Raw genomic sequence first — 21,211 nt, 5'->3', positions numbered from 1 at the left:
ATTAGGTTCCGCGCGCGATGACTCCCTCTCCCCTCTCGCCCTACCTGCCCCTGGCGGTGGTGCTGCTGTTGGCCGGCATCATGGGCGTCGCGATTCCTTTCATCACCTCGCTGCTGGGCCCCAGTCGCCCGAGCGCCATCAAGTCCACTCCGTTCGAGGCCGGCTCCGAGTCGAGCGGCCCGGCACGCCAGCGCTTCGCCGTGAAGTTCTACGTCGTCGCGTTGTTGTTCATCGTGTTCGACGTGGAAGCCGTGTTCATGTACCCGTGGGCGGTGAACTTCCAGGCGCTCGGTTGGTTCGGGTACGTGGAGATGCTGGTCTTCGCGGTGACCTTGGTGGTGGGCCTCATCTACGTCTGGAAAAAGGGCGCCCTGGATTGGGAGAGCTGAGACATCATGGCTGATTCGGACATCGCTCCAGTGCTGACGACCCGCCGCGACGAGGCCATGGGCTTCTTCCAGCGCATGGTCTCCAAGGGCCTGGGTTGGGCCCGCAAGTACTCGCTGTTCACCTATCCGTACGCCACCGCCTGCTGCGGCATGGAGTACATGTCCGTGGCGGCCAGCCGTCACGACATCGCGCGCTTCGGCGCCGAGTTCCCCCGCTTCTCGCCGCGTCAGGCGGACTTGCTGATGGTGGTGGGCACCATCAACCTGAAGCAGGCCCCCATCCTCAAGCGCGTCTACGAGCAGATGACCGAGCCCAAGTGGGTCGTGTCCTTCGGCGTGTGCGCGTCCTCGGGCGGCTTCTACGACAACTACGCGGTGCTCCAGGGCATCGACCGCATCCTCCCGGTGGACGTCTACATCCCCGGCTGCCCGCCCCGCCCGGAGCAGGTGCTGGACGGGCTCATGCTCCTCCAGGACAAGATCGCCAACCAGGTCCACCGCATCGCCGACCGCGAGCAGCCCAACCCGACGGCTGCCCGGCACGACCTGCTCATCTCCATGGGCAAGTAGTCCTCGAGCCTCCGCTGTCCTCCCGGGGCCCCGCGTGCCTCCCCTTCCCAGGGGTGGCGTCGGGGCCCCTGGTGTTTCCACCGTCACCAGCGGTGGTACGCGGGGTGGCCTTCCTTCACCGCCACGAAGGTGCCCCGGCACAGCGCCGTCACCTTGCCTCCGGCGGTGAGGGTGCCCTCGATGATGGCGCGGTCGCCTTTGATTTCCACCGGCTTCGCCTCCAGCCGCACCGGCCCTGACATGGGCGTGGGGCGCTTGAGGGTGATGGAGTAGTCGGCCGTCACGGTGCACGGCGGCGAGGACGCGCCCTGCGCCTTCATCAGGTGCCAGGCCGCCGTCCAGTTGCAGTGACAGTCCAGCAGCGCGCCGATGATGCCGCCGTTGAGCACGCCGGGAAACGCCTGGTGATGCTCGGAGGGCGTCCACTCGGCGACGACGAGGTCACCCTCCGCGCGGCTGCGGATGCGCAGGCCCTGGGTGTTGGCCGGGCCGCAGCCGAAGCAGCTGTTGTGGGGGGCGTACTGTTCCTGGAGAGACGGGGCGTCTGGAGTCGTCGACATGGCCGGCGACTTTACGCGAGTCACCTTCCGGCGTCCGTCCTCGCACCGTGTCCAGCCACGACTCCAGCGACAGCGCGTCCAGCCCCTCACAGTCGCCCGAGCACACCCGCAGCAAGGTGCCATCCGCCTGGGGACGGTCCACCCACCAGCGCTCCCCGTCGAACGCGCCCCGGTCCTTCTCCAGCACCACGGCCTCGTGCGCCGCGTCACCCAGCTCCACCACGCCATCCGGGCGGATGCGGTACGCGTCGAATGCGCGCGGCGCGCCGGGCCAGTGCCCCGAGTCGAACACCTCCGGCGAGACGTGCGTGAAGCCCGTCTCCGCGTACAGGTTCAGCGGCGGCGGCGACTCACCGCGCAAGTGCGGCGCCAACGACACGCCAGCGACATCCGTCAGCGCCGGTAGGCTCGACAGCTCCAGCAGCGTGGGCCCCACGTCCACCAGTCGCACCAGCGCGTCCGAGGTGGCGGGCGCGGTGAAGCGCCCCTTGGGAGGTTTCACCGCGAACAGGATGCGGTTCTCCAGCTCGGTCAGCCGCGCGCCATGCACGGGGGTGGCGCCCGCGAGGTCCGGCCTGTCCTCGTGGAAGCTCTCGCCGTGGTCCGAGATGAGGACGATGAGCGCGTCGTCGTAGCGCCCCGAGCGTCGCAGCGCGTCCAGCAGCATGCCCACCTGCGCGTCCGCCTGGGCGATCAGCTCGTCGTAGAGCGCCTCCGCCCCGTCGCGACTCCACCCGCCCTTCGCGCCTGGAGACACCGGCGCGAAGTGCATCCGCAGCCGTCGCTCCAGGGGCTCGGACGGCGACACGAAGCGCCGGTAGAAGGGATGGACGGGGTCGCCCGGAAAGTGCGCGGCGGTGGCGTGGAAGGCGAACAGCGTGGGGCCCTGGCTCGCCTCGTCCAGGAGCGTGTCGGTGAGTCGCTCCGCGTAGCCCATGGGGTCATGGATGCCGGCCAGCGCACGGTTGTCGATGAACTCCGGCACCCACGCGGCACCGACGGAGTGGTCCGCGAAGACGCCGAGCGCGCGGTAGCGCAGCTTCTCCAGGAGGAAGTTCACCGCGCCGCGTGGTGGTTGCAACCGGGTGGCGAAACCCGAGGACGGCCCCTCCGCGTGGAAGCGTGAGCAATCCGTCGCGAACACCGTGCGCCACCCCGCCCGCGCGAAGGACTCCGGGAAGGTGGGCTGGAGCTTCATGCGCGACTCGGACGTCAGCGCGTAACGCACGCCCGTCTCGTGCGGCCAGCGCGCGGTGAGCAGCGAGCGCCACGCGGGTTCCGTCTGCGCCACCGGCGTGTACGCGCGGGTGAAGAGCGTGGAGTCCGCGACGAAGCGGTCCACGTGAGGCGCCACCTCACCTGTACCGCCCAGCGTCCGCAGCCGGTCTGGTCGGAAGGCATCGATGCCGATGAGCACCACCAGCGGAGGCTTCGTGTCATCCGTCCCGCCGCCCACCATGCGCCCCGCGACGAACAGCACCACCACTCCGGCCAGGAGCCCCGTGCCCGCCTGGAGCCGCCGCCTCCACGTCGGAAGCCGGGCCAGGAGCGCCGCGGCATGCACCAGCGCCAGCCCCACCGCTACCGCGCGCGGATGCCACGGCGCGCCATGGTCCACGAGCCACGCCAGCAACGGACGCACCGCGGGCAGGTCATCGAAGAGGGCCGGGCGGGCGATGGCCCGGTCCCACGCCAGCAGCAGCGCGAGCACGCACCAGCCCAGCACCGTCGCCCCCACCCCACTCCGTCCCCAGATGCGAGCCAGGCCCCAGGCCACGCCCGCGAGCACGCCTCCCGCCACCACGTAGACGGCCGCGACGCGCAGCAGCAGGCCGGGCAGAATCGGCCGTACCGCCGCCGACAGCGCCGCGTAGGGCCCGTCCACGTTGATGTCCACGCCGACCAGTCCCGAGCGCAAGAGCAGCCAGGACTCCACGGCGAACAACACCAGTCCCAGGCCCGCGCCCAGCACGAGGCGCCAACCGAGCGAACGGAACGGATGAGGGGGAACGGGCTCAGCCATGCGTCCCCGTGTATACCGCAACGCGACACGCTCGCGAGGACAGGAGCCTTTCCGACCCGGAAGGTGCGAGCGCCGTCGAGACGGGGCAAGATGCGCGTGCAGCGGAAGGGTGGAGCCTGGGATGGGGGGTGAGGCCCTGAGGTCCAACGCGCCAGAAGGCATCCAGGACTCGGTGAACCGGGCCCTCGACGACGAGCGCCGACGCAACGCGCGCCAGATGTCGAGGATTCGCTTCGTCGCCGTCTCCGTCATGCTCGTGATGTCGGCCTGCCTGGGCCTGGGCGCGGGCAAGCCGGACTGGCTCGAGTACCTCCGCCCCCTCTCCATCTACTGGCTCTGCACCGCCGCGGTGTGGGTGGCCGTGGCCCGCTCACCGCGCGCGGTGCGCTGGGCCGGCATGTCCGTGGCCTTCATCGACGTGCCCGCGGTGTACTGGCTCCAGAGCCAGGCGATTCCGGTGTCCCCCTCCCCCGGAGGCGTCGCCGGCTTCACGCTCGGCATCTTCGCGGTGCTGGTCATCCTCGCGGCGCTCTCCTTGCGCAACACGGTGACGCTCGTCGTCACCGCCTTCGCAGCCGTCGCGGAGATGGCCCTCCAGCACCAGGCCGGCATCGGCATCGGCGCCCAGCTGGCCTCCGTCGTCATGCTCTCCGTGGCCGCCGCGGGCGCCCGCCACCTGCTCAACCGCATCCGCGCCCTCTCCGCCGCCGTTTCAGAAGAGGAGCTCAAGCGCGCCCGCCTGGGCCGCTACTTCGCCCCCGCCGTCGCCGAGCGCCTCCAGCGCCTGGCCTCCCCCGAACCCGAGCTGCGCGAAGTCACCGTCCTCTTCGCCGACATCCGCGACTTCACCGGGATGAGCGAGCGCCTCCCTCCGGGCGAGGTCGTCAAGCTCCTCAACGCCTACTATGGCCGGATGGTGGAGGTGGTATTCCGCCACGGAGGAACGCTCGACAAGTTCATCGGGGACGCACTGATGGTGTACTTCGGCGCCCCGCTGGCGGACGCCGAGCACGCCACCCGCGCGGTGAGGTGCGCCCTGGACATGGTGAAGGAGCTGGAGTCCTTCAACGCGGAGCGGGCCCTCCAGGGAGCCCCGGCCATCCGGATGGGGGTCGGCGTGCACACTGGCCCCGTCATCCTGGGCAACATCGGCTCCACGGCCCGGCGCCTGGACTACACGGCCATTGGCGACACGGTGAACCTGGCCAGCCGCATCGAGGGGCTGACCAAGCGGGTGGGCGTCCCGGTGCTCGTCTCGGAGGCCACCCGGGAGCAGGTGGGCCCCCTCTTCCACTGGGAGGCCATCACCCAGGCGCTGGTGCCCGGCAAGAGCCGGCCGGTGGCCACCTTCGTCCCCCTGCCGCGGGCCCCCTCGCTCGTCAGCACCCCGGGCTCGGCGGCTTGAATTCCTCCTGGACGGAGATCCACGTGCCCGCTCGGACGCCGCGTGCGCAACGCGGGCTTCTGGGCTTCCTAAGTGGCCTACATGGTTGAGGGTTTACGTTGACGCCCCCCTTCTGGGCTCCTTATAAAGCCGCGGATTCTTCTCCCTCAGTCATTGGGTCCCCCTTGAGCACTTTCGCGTTGGACAGGGTCTCCGCCCACTTTCCCGAGGCGGTGGTGGAGCGTTATGTGGACCGGGCCGGTGGCGCCTGGGCCGTGATCCATCCCGACTCGCTCCCGAAGGTCGCCGCGTTCCTCAAGAACGACGCGGAGCTGGAGTTCAAGCTCTTCGGCTCCATCGACGGCGTGGACCGGCTGCACCTGGCGGAGAGCGACCCTCGCTTCGAGGTCGTCTACTTCCTGTACTCGTTCAAGCGCCATGAGCACGTGCGGCTCAAGGTGCGCGTGAGCGAGCATCAGCCCGTCATCCCCTCGCTGGCGACGCTGTACCGGGGCGCCAACTGGTGGGAGCGCCTGACCTTCGACTTCTACGGCATCCGCTTCGAGGGCCACCCGGACCTGCGCCGCATCCTCCTGTACGACGAGTTCCAGGGCCACCCGCTGCGCAAGGACTACGCGCTGCGAGACAGGCAGCCGCTCATCCCTGAGCGCCCCATCAAGGACATCTTCCGCGGTCCCGGCACCAGCGGGCACTCCTGAGGACGACACCATGGCCGACAGCCACACGTTTGATGCGAAGGGCCACAATCCGGACACCGACGGCTCGCTGCCGCCGGAGGGCTCGGAGCTGGAGGCTCACCTCCAAAGCAAGCACATGGTCATCAACATGGGCCCGTCCCACCCGGCCACGCACGGCACCGTGCGGCTGAAGGTGGAGCTGGACGGCGAGACCATCGTCAAGATCGACCCTGAAATCGGCTTCCTGCACCGCGGCTTCCAGAAGAGCTGCGAGAACGTCACCTGGACGCAGTGCCTGCCGTACACGGACCGGCTCAACTACCTGTCCGCGATGATGAACAACTTCGGTTTCCTCAACGCCGTGGAGAAGCTCATCGGCCTGGAGATTCCGGAGCGCGCCCAGTACATCCGCGTCATCGGCAGCGAGCTGCACCGGCTGACGGACCACCTGACGTGCGTGGGCGCCACCGGCCTGGAGATGGGCGGCTTCGCGCCGTTCCTCTACGGCATGGAGGCCCGCGAGCTCATCCAGGACCGCGTCACGGAGCTGACCGGCGCGCGCCTCACCACCAGCTTCGGCCGCGTGGGTGGCATCAACCGCGACCTGCCGGAAGGCTGGGCGGACAAGGTCCACAAGACGCTCACCCGCACGGAAGAGCTGCTGGTGGAGATGGACGGGTTGCTCACGCGCAACCGCATCTTCGTGGACCGCACCAAGAACACCGGCGTCATCTCCGCCGAGGACGCCATCGACTACGGCTGGACGGGCCCGGCGCTGCGCGCGTGCGGCATCGACCACGACCTGCGCAAGGCGCACCCGTACTGGGTCTACGAGCGCTTCAACTTCAGCGTCGCGGTGGGCGAGCACGGCGACAACTACGACCGCTACCTCGTCCGCATGGAGGAGATGCGTCAGTCCATCAGCATCATCCGCCAGGCGTTGGAGACCATCCCCGCCGGCCCCATCATCGTGGATGACTGGCGCATCGCCCTGCCTCCCAAGCCGGAGGTCTACGGCACCATCGAGGGCGTGATGGCGCACTTCAAGCTCGTCATGGAGGGCATCCAGGTGCCGCCCGGCGAGTGCTACGACGCGACCGAGGCCTCGAACGGCGAGCTGGGTTGGTACCTGGTGAGCGACGGTCGCGGTCGTCCGTACAAGGTCCATGTGCGCGCCCCGGGCTTCCCGGTGCTCGCGGCGGTGCCCCATATCATCGAGGGGAAGATGCTGGCGGACCTCATCCCCACGTTTGACACCATCAACATGATTGGCGGCGAGGTCGAGCAGTGAGCAACGACGACACGAAGAAGCCGACCGGTGACGCGCAGCCGCCCCCCAAGGGCGCGCCCACGGACACCCCCGCGGCGAAGATCGGTCCCGAGCCCTCCAACCCTCCGGCCGGTCCGAAGATGGACACGCCTCCCGCGGCGGCCAGCAGCGTCACGCCTCCGCCCAAGGCCGCCGCCCCTCCGGGACCGCCGCCCAAGCCCGCGCCGAAGAACCCGGGCTTCGTCACCTGCACCATCGACGGCAAGGAAGTCGTCGTGAAGCCGGGGACGAACATGATCGAGGCGGCCAAGACGGTCGGCTCGGAGATTCCGTACTACTGCTACCACCCGCGCCTCTCCATCGCGGCCAACTGCCGCATCTGCCTCATCGAGGCGTCCAACGCGCCCAAGATGGTGCCCGCGTGCCAGACGCCGCTCGCCGAAGGTGTCGTCGTGAAGACGACGACGCCCAAGGTGAAGGAGCAGCAGCGCTCGGTGATGGAGTTCCTGCTGCTCAACCACCCGGTCGACTGCTCCATCTGCGACCAGGCCGGTGAGTGCAAGCTGCAGGACTACTACATGAAGTACGACTACCGCCCCTCGCGCCTGGAGGGCGGCAAGGCCCTAAAGAACAAGCGCAAGGTGCTGGGGCCGCGCGTCGTGTTGGACCAGGAGCGCTGCATCATGTGCACCCGCTGCGTGCGCGTGATGAACGAAGTGGCCAAGGAGCCGCAGCTCGGCGTGTTCGGCCGCGGCAGCCACGAGCGCATCGACGTGTTCCCGGGCAACGAGCTGGACAGCGACTACTCGATGAACACCGTGGACGTCTGCCCGGTGGGCGCGCTGCTCAGCCGCGACTTCCGCTTCAAGGCGCGCGCGTGGTTCCTCTCCGCCACCCCGTCCATCTGCACGGGCTGCGCGAAGGGCTGCAACACGTACGCGGACTGGATGTCGCAGGACACCTACCGCATCCGTCCTCGCGAGAACGAGGAGATCAACAAGAGCTGGATGTGTGACCAGGGCCGGCTCATGTACAAGTCCTTCAACCTGGGCCGCGTGCTCCAGGCGAGGATTGGCCGCGCCACGGGTCAGGCCGCCGAGGCCGTGCCGGTGGTGACGCGCAAGGAGGCCGCGCAGGCCGCCGCCAAGGCGCTCAAGCCGCTGGTGGGCAGTGGCAAGCTCGCGGTGCTCGCCTCGCCGGTGTCCTCCAACGAGGAGCTGCTGGCGGGCCTCACCTTCGCGAAGGCCACGCTGGGCATCTCCACCGTCTACGTGGGCGGTCGTCCGGCGGGCAAGTCGGACCACTTCCTGAAGACGGCGGACAAGAACCCCAACAGGAAGGGCCTGGAGTGGATCGCCAAGGGCCTGGGCCTGAAGGTGGAGACCTTCGAGGCGCTCACCACCGCCCTGGACAAGGGAAGCGTCAAGGCGCTCTACGCCATCGGCACCGAGGTGCCGGGCGACGTGGCGGCCTTCGCGCAGGCGGCCTCCAAGCTGGACGTCTTCGTGGTGCAGGAGAAGAACGAGTCGCCGGTGACGGCACAGGCGACGGTGCTCCTGCCCGCCTCGATTCACGTCGAGGACGAGGGCTCCTTCACACAGATGGACGGCATCACCCAGCGCTTCCGCAAGGCGTACCCTCCCAAGGGCGACGTGATTCCGGGCTGGAAGTGGGCCGCGGAGCTGACGCGCGAGGTGGGCGGCGAGGCGCCGGCCTGGACCTCCGCGCGCGACGTGTGGCGCGAGCTGTCCGGCAAGGTGGCCGAGTTCGCCGAGTTCAACTGGGACAAGGCCTCTCCGCCGGACCGGGAGAAGCCGGGTATCAATCCGCTGCCCACGGGCGCTGACGGGCGTCCTCCGGGCTACCGTGAGTTCGGTTCTCCCCGGGTGAGGGGTATCTAGCGATGAAGCGCGTACTGACTGTCCTCTTCGCGACGGGCTTCATCGTCGCGACCCTCGCGGGTGTCTCCGCGGCGGCGTATGCCGTGGCCGGCCTGGCCGAGAAGTACCTCTTCCCGGGTGCGAGCCGGCTGTCGAACATCATCTTCCTGATGCTCGTCTTCGTGATGATCATCGCCACGCTCCTCACGCTCGCCGAGCGCAAGTGGAGCGCGCTGATGCAGGACCGCGTGGGTCCCAACCGCGCGCGCATCGACCTGCCCGGCCTGCGCAACCGCTCCCTCGCCGGCATCCCGCACATCCTCACGGACGTGCTGAAGATGCTGACGAAGGAGGACTTCATCCCCGGCACCGCGAACCGGTTCCTGTTCAAGCTGGGCCCCATCCTCGCCTTCGCGCCGGTGTTCGCGCTGTTCGCCGTGGTGCCCGCCGGCCCTTCAGTGACGGTGTTCGGCCACCACGTGGACATGGTGGTGGCGACGCCCGACTTCGGCGTGCTGTACCTGCTCGCGATTGCGTCCCTGGCCGTCTACGGCACGGCGCTGGCGGGCTGGTCCTCCAACAACAAGTTCGCGCTGCTGGGCGGCGTGCGCGCGTCCTCGCAGATGATTTCGTACGAGGTGGCGCTGGGCCTGTCGCTGGTGGGCCTGTTCATGGCGTTCTCCTCGCTGCAGCTGCCCGCGCTCGTCGGTGACCTGGGCCTCGCCGGGGCGCAGGCCACGGGCCAGGCGCAGTACCTGTGGCGCACGGATGGCGCGTTCGACCTCGGCATTCCGGCCTGGGGCTTCATCCTGCAGCCCATCGGCTTCATCGGCTTCTTCGCCGCGTCCTTCGCGGAGACCAAGCGCGCGCCCTTCGACGTGCCAGAAGGCGAGTCGGAGATCATCGGCTACTTCGTGGAGTACTCCGGCATGAAGTTCGGCATGTTCATGATCTCCGAGTTCGTGGAGGTCGTGGTGCTGGCCGGTGTGACGACGGCGCTGTTCTTCGGCGGCCACCACCTGCCCGTCGGCAACGAGTGGCTGGCGAACCAGCCGCTGATGCAGGAGCACGGCTGGCTGTACGGGACCATCCTCGGCACGGTGTTCTGGGTGAAGGTGGTCTTCCTCATCTGGGTGCAGTTGGTGATTCGTTGGACCTTCCCCCGCTTCCGCTACGACCAGATCCAGACGCTGGGCTGGAAGATCCTCCTGCCGCTGGGCCTGGTGAACGTGTTCGTCACCGGCGCGCTGGTGCTGTGGGATCCGTCCCTGCGGGCGCTCGCGGTGGTGGGCATGCTGGAGATCGGCGTGGTGGTGGTGCTGACGATGACGAAGAAGGCAGAAGCGGCGGAGGGCGGTGCGCACGGCGCGCATGGAGCCCATGGCCATGACCACGGGCACGACGCGCATGGGCTGCCGTCCCACGCCAGCGCGGCGTCTACGCACTAGGCCCTAGGGCACCGGGAATCGAGACACCATCATGGCCATCAAGGTTACCAAGGTCACCCAGGACCCCCGCACGGACATCCGGGAGCGGATGTACATCCCGGGGCTGCTGCACGGTCTGGCCATCACGACCAAGCACTTCTTCCGCAACCTCTTCGGCACGCGTGACACGAACACGCAGGTGCAGGACCGCACGGGCTCCAGCCTGATGACGACGGTCGAGTACCCCGAGGAGAAGCCCATCTACCCGGAGGGCTACCGCGGTCTGCACCGGCTGGTTCCGCGCGAGGACGGCAAGCCGCGCTGCGTGGCCTGCTACATGTGCGCGACCATCTGCCCGGCGCAGTGCATCTACATCGAGGCGGGTGAGTACGAGGAGACGGACGCTGACGGCGAGTCGCGCGTCATCGAGAAGTACCCCACCCAGTTCGTCATCGACGAGCTGCGCTGCATCGTCTGTGGCCTGTGCGTGGACGCGTGCCCGAAGGACGCCATCCGCATGGACACGTACATGCACACGCCCTCCGAGTACACGCGGCAGAACTTCGTCTACGACATCCCGAAGCTCTTGAAGGGGCCGGCCGTCTCGCACCCCTCGGACCCGTGGAACAAGCGCGAGGGCTCCGAGGAGCCGCACCACACGCACAAGGAGGCCCACACGCGCATTGGCGAGGGCCTGGTGCAGCTCAAGACGCCGCAGCTGGGCGCGGGGCATGACAATCACGGCGGGCACAGCAAGGCCGTCGTCGCTCACGGGCAGACCGTGGTGACGCAGCAGGGCCCCATCCAGGTGACGAAGTTCCTCAAGTAGATCCATCCCCGCGCCCCGCGCGTACGGATGTGAAGCAGCCCGGCCCGCCTCCCCGCTCCTCGAGCGGTAGGCGGGCCGGTCTCATTTCGGGGTGCGGGTGATGACGTTGCAGCTCTTCAATGGCCCTGGCGACTGGCGTCCGGGCTTCCGCCCCCGGGAGGGTGTGGACCGCGGCCTGGCTCACGATGTTGGAGGTCGGCTGCTTTCGCTCGGGGTGTGGACTCCGTAGGGTGGGTGGTGTCTTGGCGATGAAGCGCTACCGCTTGTCCGTGTGCAAAGGGTCGACCTGCAAGGCCGGCGGCGCGGACGGTGTGTATGCCGCCGCTCGAGACGCGCTCTCCGAGCAGCGCCTGGTGCCGCGCTGCGAGCTGTACCGGGGCGGCTGCTACGGCTTCTGCCACATGGGGCCCAACGTGGTGGTGCGCGAGGACACGGGCCGCAAGAGGGACCCGCTGTCACCCGAGGACTTCCAGCTCATGGGCTGGGACGGCGAGGTGTACTACTCGGAGATGACGCCCGAGAAGATGCGCCGCGTCGTCAATGAGCACATCGCGAAGGATGCGCCCGTGCGCGAGCTCTTCGGCCAGCCGGATACGCCGGACCCCGACGACGGCTGAGACGCGCGGACACGAGCGTCACGCCGCGACGGCGATGTGCTCACCCTCATCCACGCCGTGCACTCCGTCCCACTCCGCGGGTGGCGGCGTGACGATGAAGCGGGCGCAGCGCGCCGCGTACACGGCGGAGACGGTGTCCTTGAAGTCGGTGGCGGAGCGCTCGAAGAGGGCGTGTGCCTCCGCGAAGCGGCGCTGGTGGTACGCGGTGAGGGCCTTCTCGTGCATCGCGAGCTGCTCCTGCTGCGGGCCGGTGATGTCACCCTTCCGTCCCATCAGCTCGTGCACGCGCAGCGGCTCCGCGCGCCCCTTGAGCCTCACCCGGTCCACCACGCGGAACACGTAGTTGTCGCCCGCGAGCGACGCGGTGCCGTCTCCCACCAGCACGTAGGTGCCGTACACCTTGTTCAGCGACTCCAGCCGGGCGGCCATGCCCACCGCGTCACCGAGCACGGTGTAGTTGGACTTCAGCTCGCTGCCCATGTCGCCGACCACGACTTCGCCCGTGTCCACACCGGCGCGGAAGCTCAAGCGGCGGCCGAACTTCTTCTCCCAGGCGTCCTGCTTCTCCGCCAGCACCGCGCGCAGCTTCAACGCGGCCTCGCAGGCCAGGTGCGCATGGCGCTCCGTGCGCACGGGCGCGCCCCAGAACGCCATCACCGAGTCGCCGATGTACTTGTCCACCTGCCCGGCCGTGGAGCGCACCACCGCCGCCATCTCCAGGAGGTACTCGTTGAACAGGCCCACGAGCTGCTCGGGCGTCATGCCCTCCGACAGGCGCGTGAAGCCCTCGATGTCGCAGATGTACACGGACATCCGGCGTCGCTCGGGGCGCATCAGGCTCAAGTCCCGCGTCACCAACCGGGCGACCTCGGGGCTGACGTAGCGGCCCAGCGCCGTCTGCACGAAGTCGCGAATCTGCTGCTCGTTGCGGAAGGCGTAGACGGTGGTGACGGCGAAGGCCCCCACCATGGCCAGCAGCGGCCCCGCCATCGCCACCCAGAGCCGCTGCTCGATGAACACGTAGAAGACCGCCGCCGTGTAGCCCGCACCCGCGAGCGCCAGTCCACTCACGTAGAGCAGCGCGCCCCGCAGCGAGCGCAGGAGGAAGCTCAGCGACAGCGCGAGGAAGGCCCCCAGGAACGCGAGCCCCACCGTCAGCCCCAAGTCGTAGTCCGCGGGGGCCCGGGAGATGCCCTCGGAGCGCAGGATGTTGGCCAACGCCTGCCCCAGAATCGCGCCCCCCGGAGTCTCCAGGCCAATGGGCGTGTGCCGCAGGTGGCCGGACTCGCCCGCCGTGCGCGTGAGGACGACGGTGCGGCCCTCCAGGTCGTTGTCGAAGCGCGCGGGGCGCTCATCCGCCACGTCGAAAACATTGAGCAGCACGTTCCACGCGCGAATCGAGCGCGCCAGCGAGCCGCGAGAGCCCCGCCCCGCCGTCGGCGCGTCCCAGCGCATCAGGCTGTAGCCCGACGCATCCATCGGCACCGAATACGCATCCCCCACGTGCAGCCGGCCATCCACGTAGCGAAGCGTGCGCGTGTTGGCCAGCCGCATGGCCGCCGCGAGCGGGAGCGACGGCAGCACGTGGCGCCCATCCCGTGCTGGATACGCCACCAGATGGGGGATTCCGCGCACCACGCCATCCGGGTCCGCCGTCAGGGTGACGGCCCCATAGCCCGAGCCACCGCCCATCAGCGGCGCCACCGGATGCTGGAGCTGGCGCACCTCCACCAGCTTCGCGGGGTCAATCCCCTCGACCTGCACCTCCGCCAGCGAGATGAACAGTTCCGTGGGGCCGATGCGGTACGTGTCGTCCGTGGCACGGCGCTCGGCGATGGCGGCCCCGGGCGAGCCCAGCCGCGTCCCCAGCTCCTTCCCATCCGCCTCGTCCGAGGCACCGCCCCAGACCTCCACCTGACTTCCCGCGGGGATGACGAAGGCGGGGCGCTGCACGGCGAGCACCGCCTGCGCCCTCGCGCGCGCCTCGGCGGAGCTGGGGAACGTGCCCACCTTCACCCGATAGGGCCAGAGGCGACTCGCGGGAGGCAGCACCCGTGAGCCCTGCGACTCCCAGGAGAAGGACAGGAGCGCCTTGCCCGAGTCCCGCTCCAGGAACTCGCGGAACGAGGCGTCGTCGCTGGAGATGGCGCCGGGTGACAGCTTCGGGTTGACGCATGCGTTGGGGCTCAGCTCGGGGAACGGCAGGTCCAACAGCACCAGCAGCGCGCCCTCCTCCACCAGCCGGTGCGCCATGGCGCCCACGAGCTGCCGGGGCCAGGGCTGGGTGGCGATGCCAGGGCGGTCATCCTGACGCGCCTCGGCGAGGGTCTCCTCGTCGATGGCCACGACGACGGCCTCATCCGGCCGCTCCGAGCGAGCCCCGAGCTCCAGCACGCGCCAGTCGTAGGTGCGCCGCTCCAGCCCTTCGAGCCAGGCCTGCGCCATCTCCACGACGCCCGAGGGCACCCACGTGGGCGAGTCCCCTCTCGGGGCCGCCGGCTGGGGGGCCCGCAGATACACGAGGATCCCCAGCACACAGCCGAAGAATGCGGCCATGGCCAGGGAGAAGCCGAGCCGCTTGAAGAAGCGCCGGCTCGCGGAGTGAACGCGGTGTCCTTGCACGAGTGCCCGCAGGATACCCCGAGAAGCCCCAGTGCGCGGGGCTTGTCGCGCGTGCCTGCTATGCTCGGCGGACTCGCCGCACCCTGGGTCCACCCGATGAAACGCCTCCTCCTGTCCGCCTCCGTGACTGCTCTCTTCCTTGCTCCCCTGGCGTGCGACCTGGAGAAGACGGGGGCCCAGCTCACCGCCGACCACGTCATGGTGGGCACCCTCCTGGCCACGCCAGAGGTGGAGATCTCCGCCTCGGCGCTCGCGGGCTTCGACGCCGGGACGTTCAGCCCGGATGGCGGCGACGTCATCTCGCTGCCCGCGCAGACGGCGGCCCTGGTGTTCTTCGGCACGAAGTCCGGCGAGAACTCGCAGCCCTCGGGGGTGTCCGGCGCCACGGCGACGCTGCAGCCCACGGGAGGAACGGCCACGGCGCTGACGGAGGACGGCTCGGGCAGCTACAGCCGCACCAACGTGGGCGGGAGCGACCCGGGCCTCGCGTACCAGTCCGGCGCCACGTATCAGTTCATCGCCTCGCGCAACGGCACCCGCTACGTGGGACAGGTCGAAGATGCGCCCATCCAGGAGGCCATCGGCAAGTTCCACCCCGCGGAAGGGTTCCTGCGCCACGCCTCCGGGACGTCGCTGACGTTCGACCGGGCCGCGGCTTCGGGCGGCAAGGAGCGCACGCTGGGCTTCGTCACCGTGGTGCCGCTCAGCTCCGATGGAGAGAAGGGCCAGCCGACGTACTCGAACATGCCCACCACGCCCCTGGAGTTCCTCCAGCTCGTCGCGGTGCCGGGCTCATTCCGCGAGGCGCAGGTGACGATTCCGGGCACGGCCTTCCCCAGGGCCAATCAGACGTACCTGGTCATCTTCCAGGCCGTGCGGCTGGGCGGCGCGGAGTCCGACAACCTGTTCATCGGCAGCGCGCTGCTCGCGGGCACCGCCGACGTGGGCATCATCCGGACGAACTGAGCCGCGCACGGTGGCGCCTCGGCGCGGGCTCACGTGCATGGCGGGGCTATCGATGGGCGACCTGAACAGGGGCTGAGCCGGGCCCCTGCTTCCGGAGGTCGTGAAGGCGCGCGCCAGGGACAGCGTCTCTACAAGAGGCCGTCCTGGGCGCCAGCGGAGCCAGCACCGCCGCTCTGCCAGGAGAGTCGTCGCGAGAGGGCGACACTCCCTGGGGCAGGAGCGCCGCCGCGCTGGAGTAGACACCCTCGTCGCGGTCCACGGACCTCAACCAACGGAAAGAAGTCCGCGAGGCGAAGCACCCACGCACCGGCGCCCACCAGCAACAACGGCCACCAGGGATGGTTGGCTCGACGCTCGATCGGTAGCGCTCACTCAGCCCGCTTCGATATCCAGGTCGATGCGCCCCGCCAGCTTGAGGCGCAACAGGTGCCCCGCGAAGCGCTCGGACTCCTCGCGACCGAGGACATTACGGAACGTCGCCCCCTCCGCCAGCTCCACCTCGAGCACGGCTCCGCGCTGGAGGAGTCGGAAGAAGTCCTCCCCTCCTCCCGGGCGCGGCACGGCCAACGGCAACATGCCCTTCACCGGAAGCACCTCCCCCGCGTCGCGCACGCGCGCCACCAACGCGGAGGCATCCGGCCTCACATCCGAGGGAGCCACCCCCTCGTCGGGATAGAGCGGCGCGGGTGGCAGGGCCACGTCCTCCGTGGAGTCATCCAGGAGGAACCCGTACCGCGACGGAATCCTCCCCGAGAAGAGCAGGCACAGCAGCACGGGCGTGTCACCCGACACGCGCTCGACATGGAGGATGGAGCGCTCCGCTCCCACGCGGCGCAAGAGCAACGTCAGACGCGGACGCTGCACCGCCAGGTGTCGCTGCACCCGGTCCTTCAGCGTGGAGCGAATCTCCGCGAAGGCCGCCGAGTAGCCCGCCTCGGACTCCACCTCACGCGCCGCGAGCGCCTCGCGCGTCTTCGCCAGCTTCTCCTCGGCATCGCGCAGGAAGTCCCCCGCTGACGCCGATGCGGGCACCAGCCCCGGCTCCGTGGACGCCGTCGGCTCCAGGCCCGCCGCGCGCACGGCGCCCAACAGGAAGGAGCCCTGTTGATCCAACCGCTCCCGCTCCTCGCGGAACCGCGCGACGGAGGCCGCGTGCTCTCCCTTCAGCTCCAGCCACGCCTCATAACCCGACTCGAGCGTCTCCAACGCCCGCAGCCGCGCCAGCGCCGTCTCCGGCCCCGTCGCCGCGCTCACGGGCCCCAACACCCCACCCTTCGTCGTCTCACTCACGGCGGCGGAGTCTACACCCTGCCCGAAGCGGGGTTTCACGCGTCGACGCCAGGCCCGAGGCCCGCTCGGCCCCTCGCGCTCCAGAAACACGAAGGCCCCCACCCGACGCCGACTCGCGGCACACGGATGGAGGCCCTCACATCACGACAAGGTCCGCGCGGTGCGCTCGGACACTACGCCGTGCGGGACACGGGCGACTGCGCGCCCTGGGAAGGCGTCGTCTCGCCCTTGCCCAGCGTGTTCGTCAGGTACTCCTGGCCGCTCTGCAGCCGCTGCTTGAGGTCATCCCGGAGCTGGTTGCCCGGCTTCGGGGCCAGCAGCAGGCCCAGGCCCGCGCCGACCAGGATGCCCGCCGCGAACGCGCCCAGCACCGGCAACACGTCCTCCGCCGCGCTGCGACGGCTCTCCAGACCGATGAGGTTGAGCAGGTCGTCCTTGTCCATCTTCTTCAGGGAGTTCAGGTTCATTCGTGACTCCAACCAGGCTGTTACGTCGTGGGGAGATGAGACAGCGAAACGCTAGTAGGACGGCGGGCGCGGAGTCCCGGCGACGGACGCATCCGCCGACGCGGAGCCTTCCCGCGCGGGCGAGCCCATCACGCTCCGCCCCGTCTGATAACCCTGGAAGGCCGTCTCGGCCATGCCCAACAGTTCGTCCTTCACCAAGGGCAGCGCCGCCAGCCGCACGCCCAGCTTGAGGATGCGCGCGGTCAACGGCGTGAAGAGCCCGCCACCCAGCACGTAGCCCACGCCAATCGCGGCCGCCAGCATCCCGTACGGATTGCGCTCCACGCGGCCCCGCAAATCCAACGTCTGTCCCAGGTCACCCACCGCGCCCCTCGCATCGCTCCAGAGCTGCTGCGCCTCCGAGCCAATCTGGTCCACCCGTTGGCCGAACCCGGCGTCCGAGCCCTGCTCACGGGACGAAGGGTTGCCGTTGCCTGAAGCCCCTGGATAGTTCGTCATGAGTACCCTCTCTTCAGCGACGCGAGGCGATGCGTCCAACAAGGAAGCCCACGGCCACCGCGCCCAACAGGCACGTGCCGGGATTGGCGCGGATGAAGCTCACCACGCGGTTGTTCATGTCCACCAGGTTCTGCCGCGCCTCATCAATCTGGGGCACCACGCGGTCCTGGAGCTGACGGGCCCGGTCGGCCACCTGCTGCGGATTCATGTCCATGAAGGTCTTCTCCTCGGTTCAGTCAAAAGGTGAAACCACGAAGTCATCGGCCCGCGTTCAGCGACGCGAGCCCAAGAGGAAGCCCACCGCGAAGGCCGCGGCCACGCACTCGTGCGGATGGCGGCGCACCCACTCGCGCCAGTCGGCGGCGACCGCCACCTCCTCGCGCAGCGCGCTCACCGACGTGGCCAGCTCCTCGCGCGTCCGCTCGATATCCTGACGCAGGGTCGCGCTGGTGCGGGGCCCCGCCGTCTTCGGATGTCCATTGCTAGCGCCCATTCGAAAGTTCCTTCACAGGGGCCGGTGCCCCCAGGGCCGCCATGCTCCTCGACAGCTCATCCGTTGAGTCATCCATCATCTTCCGCGCCTTCAGCCGTTGCATCGCCCAGGCGATACCACCACCACCCGCCACCAGGTTGAGCAACGACACCGCGCCGAGCGCTCCAGCCCACCCCAGGTACGCGGACAGCACCGCCGCGAGCGCGCCGCACGCGAAGGCGTACCCCACCAGGATGAAGGGCACGAAGGCGGCGATCATCGCCACGTTCATGCCCGTGGCCTTCAGGTCCTCCGCGAGCTCCAGGCGTGCCAACTGGAGATGCTGCGTCACCAGCCGGCTGAAGCTGTCCGCCATGCGGCCGACGAGCGCGGCCAGGCCACGCTCCGTCTGTTCGCTCCCCACGTGCATTCACTCTCCGGCCGGCGCTCACGTCCTTACAGAAGTGGCGCCAACCTAGGCACCCCTGCCCTCCGGGACAACCTCATCCCGGCGTTTCTGTCCGGCGTTCGCAAGCGTCGGCCAGTCAACGCGCCCGCCGGTCCCCCACGCTACCCGATGAGCTCCACCGGTGGAGAGAGGGGAGACGTCGTCTGGGCGATGGGCGCCGTGAAGCGCAGGACGAGCGGCAGGTGGTCGGATGCAATGCGGCTGCGCTCCGTCCGGTGAGGGTGGATGGCGAGCGGCTTGACGCCCGAATCCACGTAGATGCGGTCCAACCGCAGCACGGGCCACCGCGTGGGGTAGGTCCGAGCAGGCGTCCCCAGCTCCAGCGCCGCGTCGTGGATGGCCTGGCGCACCAGCGAAGGCACCGCGCCGTTGCCCCAGTAGTTGAAGTCCCCGCACACCACGGCCGGGTCCTTGCGCACGGCGTCCCGGAGGATGTCCGAGCCCAGGAGCAACGCCTCCTGACGCCTGCGCTCCGACACCCGCAAGCCCAGGTGGAGAGAGAAGACATGGAGCTGCTGTCCCCCGCCCAGGTCCAGATCGCATCGCAGCGCGCCCCGAGGCTCGCGCCGCCCCACGCTCAAGTCGTAGTTCTTCGAGTGGAGGATGGGCAGCCGCGTGAGGACGGCGTTGCCGTAGCGCCGGCCGTTGCGCACCACGTTGGGGCCAAAGGCCATGTGCATCCCGAGCATGTCCGCCAGGTGTTCGGGCTGGTCCTCACGCGAGGTGCGCGCACGGAAGTCACCCACCTCCTGGAGCGCGACGATGTCCGCTCCGACTTCCCGGAGCACCTCACCCACGCGGCCCAGGTCGAACCGGCCGTCCGTCCCGATGCCGCTGTGGATGTTGTAACTGACGAGCGTCAGCTCCACGGAGCGCGGCTAACCGTGGAGGGGATTGAGGCGCCGCGCCGCCAGGCGGACCGCCTCGAAGGGCAGCGCCGCCAGCCGCGCCACCGCCTTGGCCACATCCCCCAGTCCGCCGCGCAGCGTCTGCAACTGACGCCCCGCTTCGTCGAAGAGGTCCGGCAGTCGGCCGCGCGGAGGCTGCTCGCTCGTGGGCGGCAGCGCGCCAATGGGCGTGGTGCCCCGGATGACGGGCTCCACCTCCCCCTTCGACGCCACCTTCTTGTTCTTGTCCTCCCGGAGCTTGTCCTCGCGGGCGGCGCGCTTCGACGCCGCGCGAGCGGGCATCGACGTGCCGTGGGAGAACTTGCCGTCGGGTTCCTGGCGGGCCAGCTCCTCCAGCTGCGCCTCCATCTGTCGCGCGTGGAAGATCTCCTCCGTCTCGGAGAAGGACTTGCCGTAGTGGACTCCTTCGCGCTCCGCCAGCTCTTCGGTCTGCGAACGGGATTGAGCGAGGTGCTCCTTGTCCCGCCGACGCATGCTGCGGCTCTGCGGCAGAGTCTTCGGCGCCTGGAAATGGTCGAAGCTATAGGGACGAGGCATCCGCGAGTCTCCAAGAGTAATTGGGTCCAAGCAGAAGCTAGGAAGCCTGGAGGCGCGCCGGTACGGCTTGACGCCATGGCTGACAGTCGGCTGCCTGCTCTCCAGCCCGCCGGGCCGCGATTCCAGGCCCCTGCGACGTCCAAGTGCCGACAATGTCAGGCGTGCGCCGCCCGCTCGGAGACCGGGCAGCGGTGCGGGGCCGAGCAGGCACCCCAGCGGGCGCTCCTGGGGAGAGGAGCAACCGTTCGACACCTCGAGTTCCCGCCCTGGGAAGAGTCCGGGACTTCGTGGTGTAAAGAACGGCTCATGGCTCCGCACCCCGCTCGCTGGTTGAATTCCGCGCCCTCCCACGCGCTGCTCGCTCTGCTCGCCCTTGGCGCGAAGGCCCAGGCCGCCGAGCCCAAGCCCGCGCCCGTCGCCCTCCCCGCCCCCTCGGTGGAGGCGCCCGTCGCGTCCCAGGCGCGCCCCCTGCTCTCGCTCCAGCCCGGCACGGCCAAGCCCGGCGACCCGGTGTTGGTCTCGGTGCGGGGCATGGCGGGGATGCCCACCGGCACGCTCGCGGGGCGCCCGCTGCGCTTCTTCGCGTGGGGGGATGGCTTCCTCGCGGTGACAGGGCTGCCGGTGGAGCTGGCGCCGGGCAGCGCGCTGGCGCAGGTGGTGGGCCCGTCCTCGCTGGGCGGCGCGCCGCTGGAGCTGACCGGGAGCCTGGACGTGGTGGAGCCGGGCTATCCGTCGCGCGAGCTGCGCGTGTCCGGCAAGTACGTGGCGCCACCGGCCTCGGTGAAGGCGCGCATCGTCGCGGACCGGAAGGCCTTCGCGGTGGCGTTCTCCCAGCCCTTCAGCGCGCCGCACTTCGCGCAGAACTTCGTCTGGCCCCGGCAGGACCGCATCACCGCGCCCTTCGGAGACCGGCGCACCTTCAACGGCAAGCTGTCCAGCCAGCACTTCGGCGTGGACATCGACGGGGACCCGGGCGCGCAGGTGACGGCCAGCAACGAGGGCACCGTCGTCATGGCGCGCGACAACTACTCCTCCGGCAAGACGGTGCTCGTGCACCACGGCGGAGACCTCTTCACCGCGTACTTCCACCTGTCGAAAATCCAGGTGAAGAAGGGCGACAAGGTGCAGCAGGGGCAGGCGCTGGGCCTCGTGGGCAGCACCGGCCGCGTCACCGGCCCCCACCTGCACTGGGGCGTGAAGGTGGATGGCATCTGGGTGGACGGCGAGTCGCTGCTGCGCCTGGACTTCTTCCCGCCCACCGCGCCCGCCGTGGCCAGCGGAGACACCGCGCTCAACAACCCCTGAGCGCGGGCCCCTTGAGCTCGGCTCGACAGC

The 21,211-nt window shown here is 69.5% G+C and carries 22 protein-coding genes; 11 read left to right on the top strand and 11 right to left on the bottom strand.

Annotated elements, in window-relative coordinates:
- The first annotated feature begins 17 nt into the window (after positions 1-17).
- On the top strand, positions 18-389 hold the full coding sequence (locus G4D83_RS31080) for an NADH-quinone oxidoreductase subunit A (RefSeq protein WP_141642904.1): 372 nt from the start codon (positions 18-20) through the stop codon (positions 387-389).
- Between the two features lie 6 nt (positions 390-395).
- The gene (locus G4D83_RS31075) at positions 396-959 is read left to right on the top strand and encodes an NADH-quinone oxidoreductase subunit B (RefSeq protein WP_163868474.1); all 564 of its coding nucleotides are present in this window, start codon (positions 396-398) and stop codon (positions 957-959) included.
- A gap of 83 nt (positions 960-1,042) precedes the next feature.
- On the opposite strand, the gene G4D83_RS31070 is transcribed toward G4D83_RS31075, so the two are convergent.
- Complete coding sequence (locus G4D83_RS31070; RefSeq protein ID WP_163868473.1) at positions 1,043-1,519, bottom strand: PaaI family thioesterase; 477 nt, start codon at positions 1,517-1,519, stop codon at positions 1,043-1,045.
- Entirely contained in the window at positions 1,401-3,542 is a 2,142-nt protein-coding gene (locus G4D83_RS31065; protein WP_163868472.1) for a sulfatase-like hydrolase/transferase, read from the bottom strand. The genes G4D83_RS31070 and G4D83_RS31065 overlap by 119 nt, the downstream gene beginning before the upstream one ends.
- A 121-nt stretch (positions 3,543-3,663) precedes the next feature.
- Between G4D83_RS31065 and G4D83_RS31060 the strand changes: the two genes are divergently transcribed.
- From G4D83_RS31060 to G4D83_RS31030, 7 genes are all read left to right on the top strand, one after another.
- Positions 3,664-4,947: an adenylate/guanylate cyclase domain-containing protein gene (locus G4D83_RS31060; protein WP_163868471.1), complete on the top strand. Its 1,284-nt coding sequence runs from the start codon at positions 3,664-3,666 to the stop codon at positions 4,945-4,947.
- Positions 4,948-5,126: 179 nt separating this feature from the next.
- Complete coding sequence (locus G4D83_RS31055; protein ID WP_163868511.1) at positions 5,127-5,645, top strand: NADH-quinone oxidoreductase subunit C; 519 nt, start codon at positions 5,127-5,129, stop codon at positions 5,643-5,645.
- 10 nt (positions 5,646-5,655) lie between these two features.
- Positions 5,656-6,915: an NADH dehydrogenase (quinone) subunit D gene (gene nuoD / locus G4D83_RS31050; RefSeq protein WP_141648282.1), complete on the top strand. Its 1,260-nt coding sequence runs from the start codon at positions 5,656-5,658 to the stop codon at positions 6,913-6,915.
- Positions 6,912-8,795 (top strand): NADH-quinone oxidoreductase subunit G, encoded by a 1,884-nt coding sequence (locus G4D83_RS31045; RefSeq protein WP_163868470.1) that lies wholly within the window; start codon positions 6,912-6,914, stop codon positions 8,793-8,795. Before nuoD ends, G4D83_RS31045 begins: the two co-directional genes overlap by 4 nt.
- 2 nt (positions 8,796-8,797) lie before the next feature.
- A complete protein-coding gene (locus G4D83_RS31040) occupies positions 8,798-10,222 on the top strand; it encodes a complex I subunit 1/NuoH family protein (protein WP_163868469.1) in 1,425 nt (474 codons plus the stop codon).
- Between the two features lie 31 nt (positions 10,223-10,253).
- On the top strand, positions 10,254-11,030 hold the full coding sequence (locus tag G4D83_RS31035; RefSeq protein WP_163868468.1) for a NuoI/complex I 23 kDa subunit family protein: 777 nt from the start codon (positions 10,254-10,256) through the stop codon (positions 11,028-11,030).
- 248 nt (positions 11,031-11,278) lie between these two features.
- A complete protein-coding gene (locus tag G4D83_RS31030) occupies positions 11,279-11,647 on the top strand; it encodes a (2Fe-2S) ferredoxin domain-containing protein (protein ID WP_163868467.1) in 369 nt (122 codons plus the stop codon).
- 18 nt (positions 11,648-11,665) lie between these two features.
- Here G4D83_RS31030 and G4D83_RS31025 read toward each other — a convergent pair whose 3' ends face one another.
- Complete coding sequence (locus G4D83_RS31025) at positions 11,666-14,203, bottom strand: adenylate/guanylate cyclase domain-containing protein (protein WP_163868510.1); 2,538 nt, start codon at positions 14,201-14,203, stop codon at positions 11,666-11,668.
- A 162-nt stretch (positions 14,204-14,365) separates the two neighbouring features.
- Here G4D83_RS31025 and G4D83_RS31020 point away from each other — a divergent pair, with 162 nt between their 5' ends.
- Positions 14,366-15,235: a hypothetical protein gene (locus tag G4D83_RS31020; RefSeq protein WP_176434993.1), complete on the top strand. Its 870-nt coding sequence runs from the start codon at positions 14,366-14,368 to the stop codon at positions 15,233-15,235.
- A 372-nt stretch (positions 15,236-15,607) separates the two neighbouring features.
- On the opposite strand, the gene G4D83_RS31015 is transcribed toward G4D83_RS31020, so the two are convergent.
- The 8 genes from G4D83_RS31015 to G4D83_RS30980 form a co-directional block, all read right to left on the bottom strand.
- Positions 15,608-16,525, bottom strand: a complete 918-nt coding sequence (locus G4D83_RS31015) for a hypothetical protein (RefSeq protein WP_163868466.1) — start codon at positions 16,523-16,525, stop codon at positions 15,608-15,610.
- A gap of 173 nt (positions 16,526-16,698) precedes the next feature.
- A complete protein-coding gene (locus G4D83_RS31010; RefSeq protein WP_163868465.1) occupies positions 16,699-16,992 on the bottom strand; it encodes a YtxH domain-containing protein in 294 nt (97 codons plus the stop codon).
- A gap of 51 nt (positions 16,993-17,043) precedes the next feature.
- Complete coding sequence (locus G4D83_RS31005) at positions 17,044-17,490, bottom strand: hypothetical protein (RefSeq protein ID WP_163868464.1); 447 nt, start codon at positions 17,488-17,490, stop codon at positions 17,044-17,046.
- Between the two features lie 13 nt (positions 17,491-17,503).
- Positions 17,504-17,704 carry a hypothetical protein gene (locus G4D83_RS31000; protein WP_141648728.1) on the bottom strand — a complete coding sequence of 67 codons (201 nt, stop codon included), beginning with the start codon at positions 17,702-17,704 and terminating at the stop codon, positions 17,504-17,506.
- Between the two features lie 57 nt (positions 17,705-17,761).
- Positions 17,762-17,983 carry a DUF3618 domain-containing protein gene (locus G4D83_RS30995; protein ID WP_163868463.1) on the bottom strand — a complete coding sequence of 74 codons (222 nt, stop codon included), beginning with the start codon at positions 17,981-17,983 and terminating at the stop codon, positions 17,762-17,764.
- A complete protein-coding gene (locus G4D83_RS30990) occupies positions 17,973-18,392 on the bottom strand; it encodes a phage holin family protein (protein ID WP_163868462.1) in 420 nt (139 codons plus the stop codon). Before G4D83_RS30990 ends, G4D83_RS30995 begins: the two co-directional genes overlap by 11 nt.
- A gap of 140 nt (positions 18,393-18,532) precedes the next feature.
- On the bottom strand, positions 18,533-19,300 hold the full coding sequence (locus G4D83_RS30985) for an endonuclease/exonuclease/phosphatase family protein (protein WP_163868461.1): 768 nt from the start codon (positions 19,298-19,300) through the stop codon (positions 18,533-18,535).
- A 9-nt stretch (positions 19,301-19,309) separates the two neighbouring features.
- Positions 19,310-19,876, bottom strand: coding sequence for a hypothetical protein (locus G4D83_RS30980; RefSeq protein WP_163868460.1), 567 nt, complete (start codon positions 19,874-19,876; stop codon positions 19,310-19,312).
- Positions 19,877-20,182: 306 nt separating this feature from the next.
- Here G4D83_RS30980 and G4D83_RS30975 point away from each other — a divergent pair, with 306 nt between their 5' ends.
- A complete protein-coding gene (locus tag G4D83_RS30975) occupies positions 20,183-21,181 on the top strand; it encodes a M23 family metallopeptidase (protein WP_163868459.1) in 999 nt (332 codons plus the stop codon).
- Positions 21,182-21,211: the final 30 nt, after the last annotated feature.

It is taken from the genome of Myxococcus eversor (assembly GCF_010894455.1).
Taxonomy (GTDB): Bacteria; Myxococcota; Myxococcia; order Myxococcales; family Myxococcaceae; genus Myxococcus; species Myxococcus eversor.
The sequence above is the reverse complement of the archived record's forward strand: the minus strand, read 5'-3'. Positions and strand labels throughout refer to the sequence as shown.

Bases quoted from the DNA above. Each gene is read 5' to 3' on its own strand.
- G4D83_RS30990 (WP_163868462.1), bottom strand. From the start codon at position 18,392: ATGCACGTGGGGAGCGAACAGACGGAGCGTGGCCTGGCCGCGCTCGTC.
- G4D83_RS31005 (WP_163868464.1), bottom strand. From the start codon at position 17,490: ATGACGAACTATCCAGGGGCTTCAGGCAACGGCAACCCTTCGTCCCGT.
- G4D83_RS31065 (WP_163868472.1), bottom strand. From the start codon at position 3,542: ATGGCTGAGCCCGTTCCCCCTCATCCGTTCCGTTCGCTCGGTTGGCGC.
- G4D83_RS31000 (WP_141648728.1), bottom strand. From the start codon at position 17,704: ATGGACATGAATCCGCAGCAGGTGGCCGACCGGGCCCGTCAGCTCCAG.
- G4D83_RS31010 (WP_163868465.1), bottom strand. From the start codon at position 16,992: ATGAACCTGAACTCCCTGAAGAAGATGGACAAGGACGACCTGCTCAAC.
- G4D83_RS31070 (WP_163868473.1), bottom strand. From the start codon at position 1,519: ATGTCGACGACTCCAGACGCCCCGTCTCTCCAGGAACAGTACGCCCCC.
- G4D83_RS31080 (WP_141642904.1), top strand. From the start codon at position 18: ATGACTCCCTCTCCCCTCTCGCCCTACCTGCCCCTGGCGGTGGTGCTG.
- G4D83_RS31075 (WP_163868474.1), top strand. From the start codon at position 396: ATGGCTGATTCGGACATCGCTCCAGTGCTGACGACCCGCCGCGACGAG.
- G4D83_RS31060 (WP_163868471.1), top strand. From the start codon at position 3,664: ATGGGGGGTGAGGCCCTGAGGTCCAACGCGCCAGAAGGCATCCAGGAC.
- G4D83_RS31030 (WP_163868467.1), top strand. From the start codon at position 11,279: ATGAAGCGCTACCGCTTGTCCGTGTGCAAAGGGTCGACCTGCAAGGCC.
- nuoD (WP_141648282.1), top strand. From the start codon at position 5,656: ATGGCCGACAGCCACACGTTTGATGCGAAGGGCCACAATCCGGACACC.
- G4D83_RS31035 (WP_163868468.1), top strand. From the start codon at position 10,254: ATGGCCATCAAGGTTACCAAGGTCACCCAGGACCCCCGCACGGACATC.
- G4D83_RS30975 (WP_163868459.1), top strand. From the start codon at position 20,183: ATGGCTCCGCACCCCGCTCGCTGGTTGAATTCCGCGCCCTCCCACGCG.
- G4D83_RS31040 (WP_163868469.1), top strand. From the start codon at position 8,798: ATGAAGCGCGTACTGACTGTCCTCTTCGCGACGGGCTTCATCGTCGCG.
- G4D83_RS30995 (WP_163868463.1), bottom strand. From the start codon at position 17,983: ATGGGCGCTAGCAATGGACATCCGAAGACGGCGGGGCCCCGCACCAGC.
- G4D83_RS30980 (WP_163868460.1), bottom strand. From the start codon at position 19,876: ATGCCTCGTCCCTATAGCTTCGACCATTTCCAGGCGCCGAAGACTCTG.
- G4D83_RS31025 (WP_163868510.1), bottom strand. From the start codon at position 14,203: ATGGCCGCATTCTTCGGCTGTGTGCTGGGGATCCTCGTGTATCTGCGG.
- G4D83_RS31020 (WP_176434993.1), top strand. From the start codon at position 14,366: ATGAAACGCCTCCTCCTGTCCGCCTCCGTGACTGCTCTCTTCCTTGCT.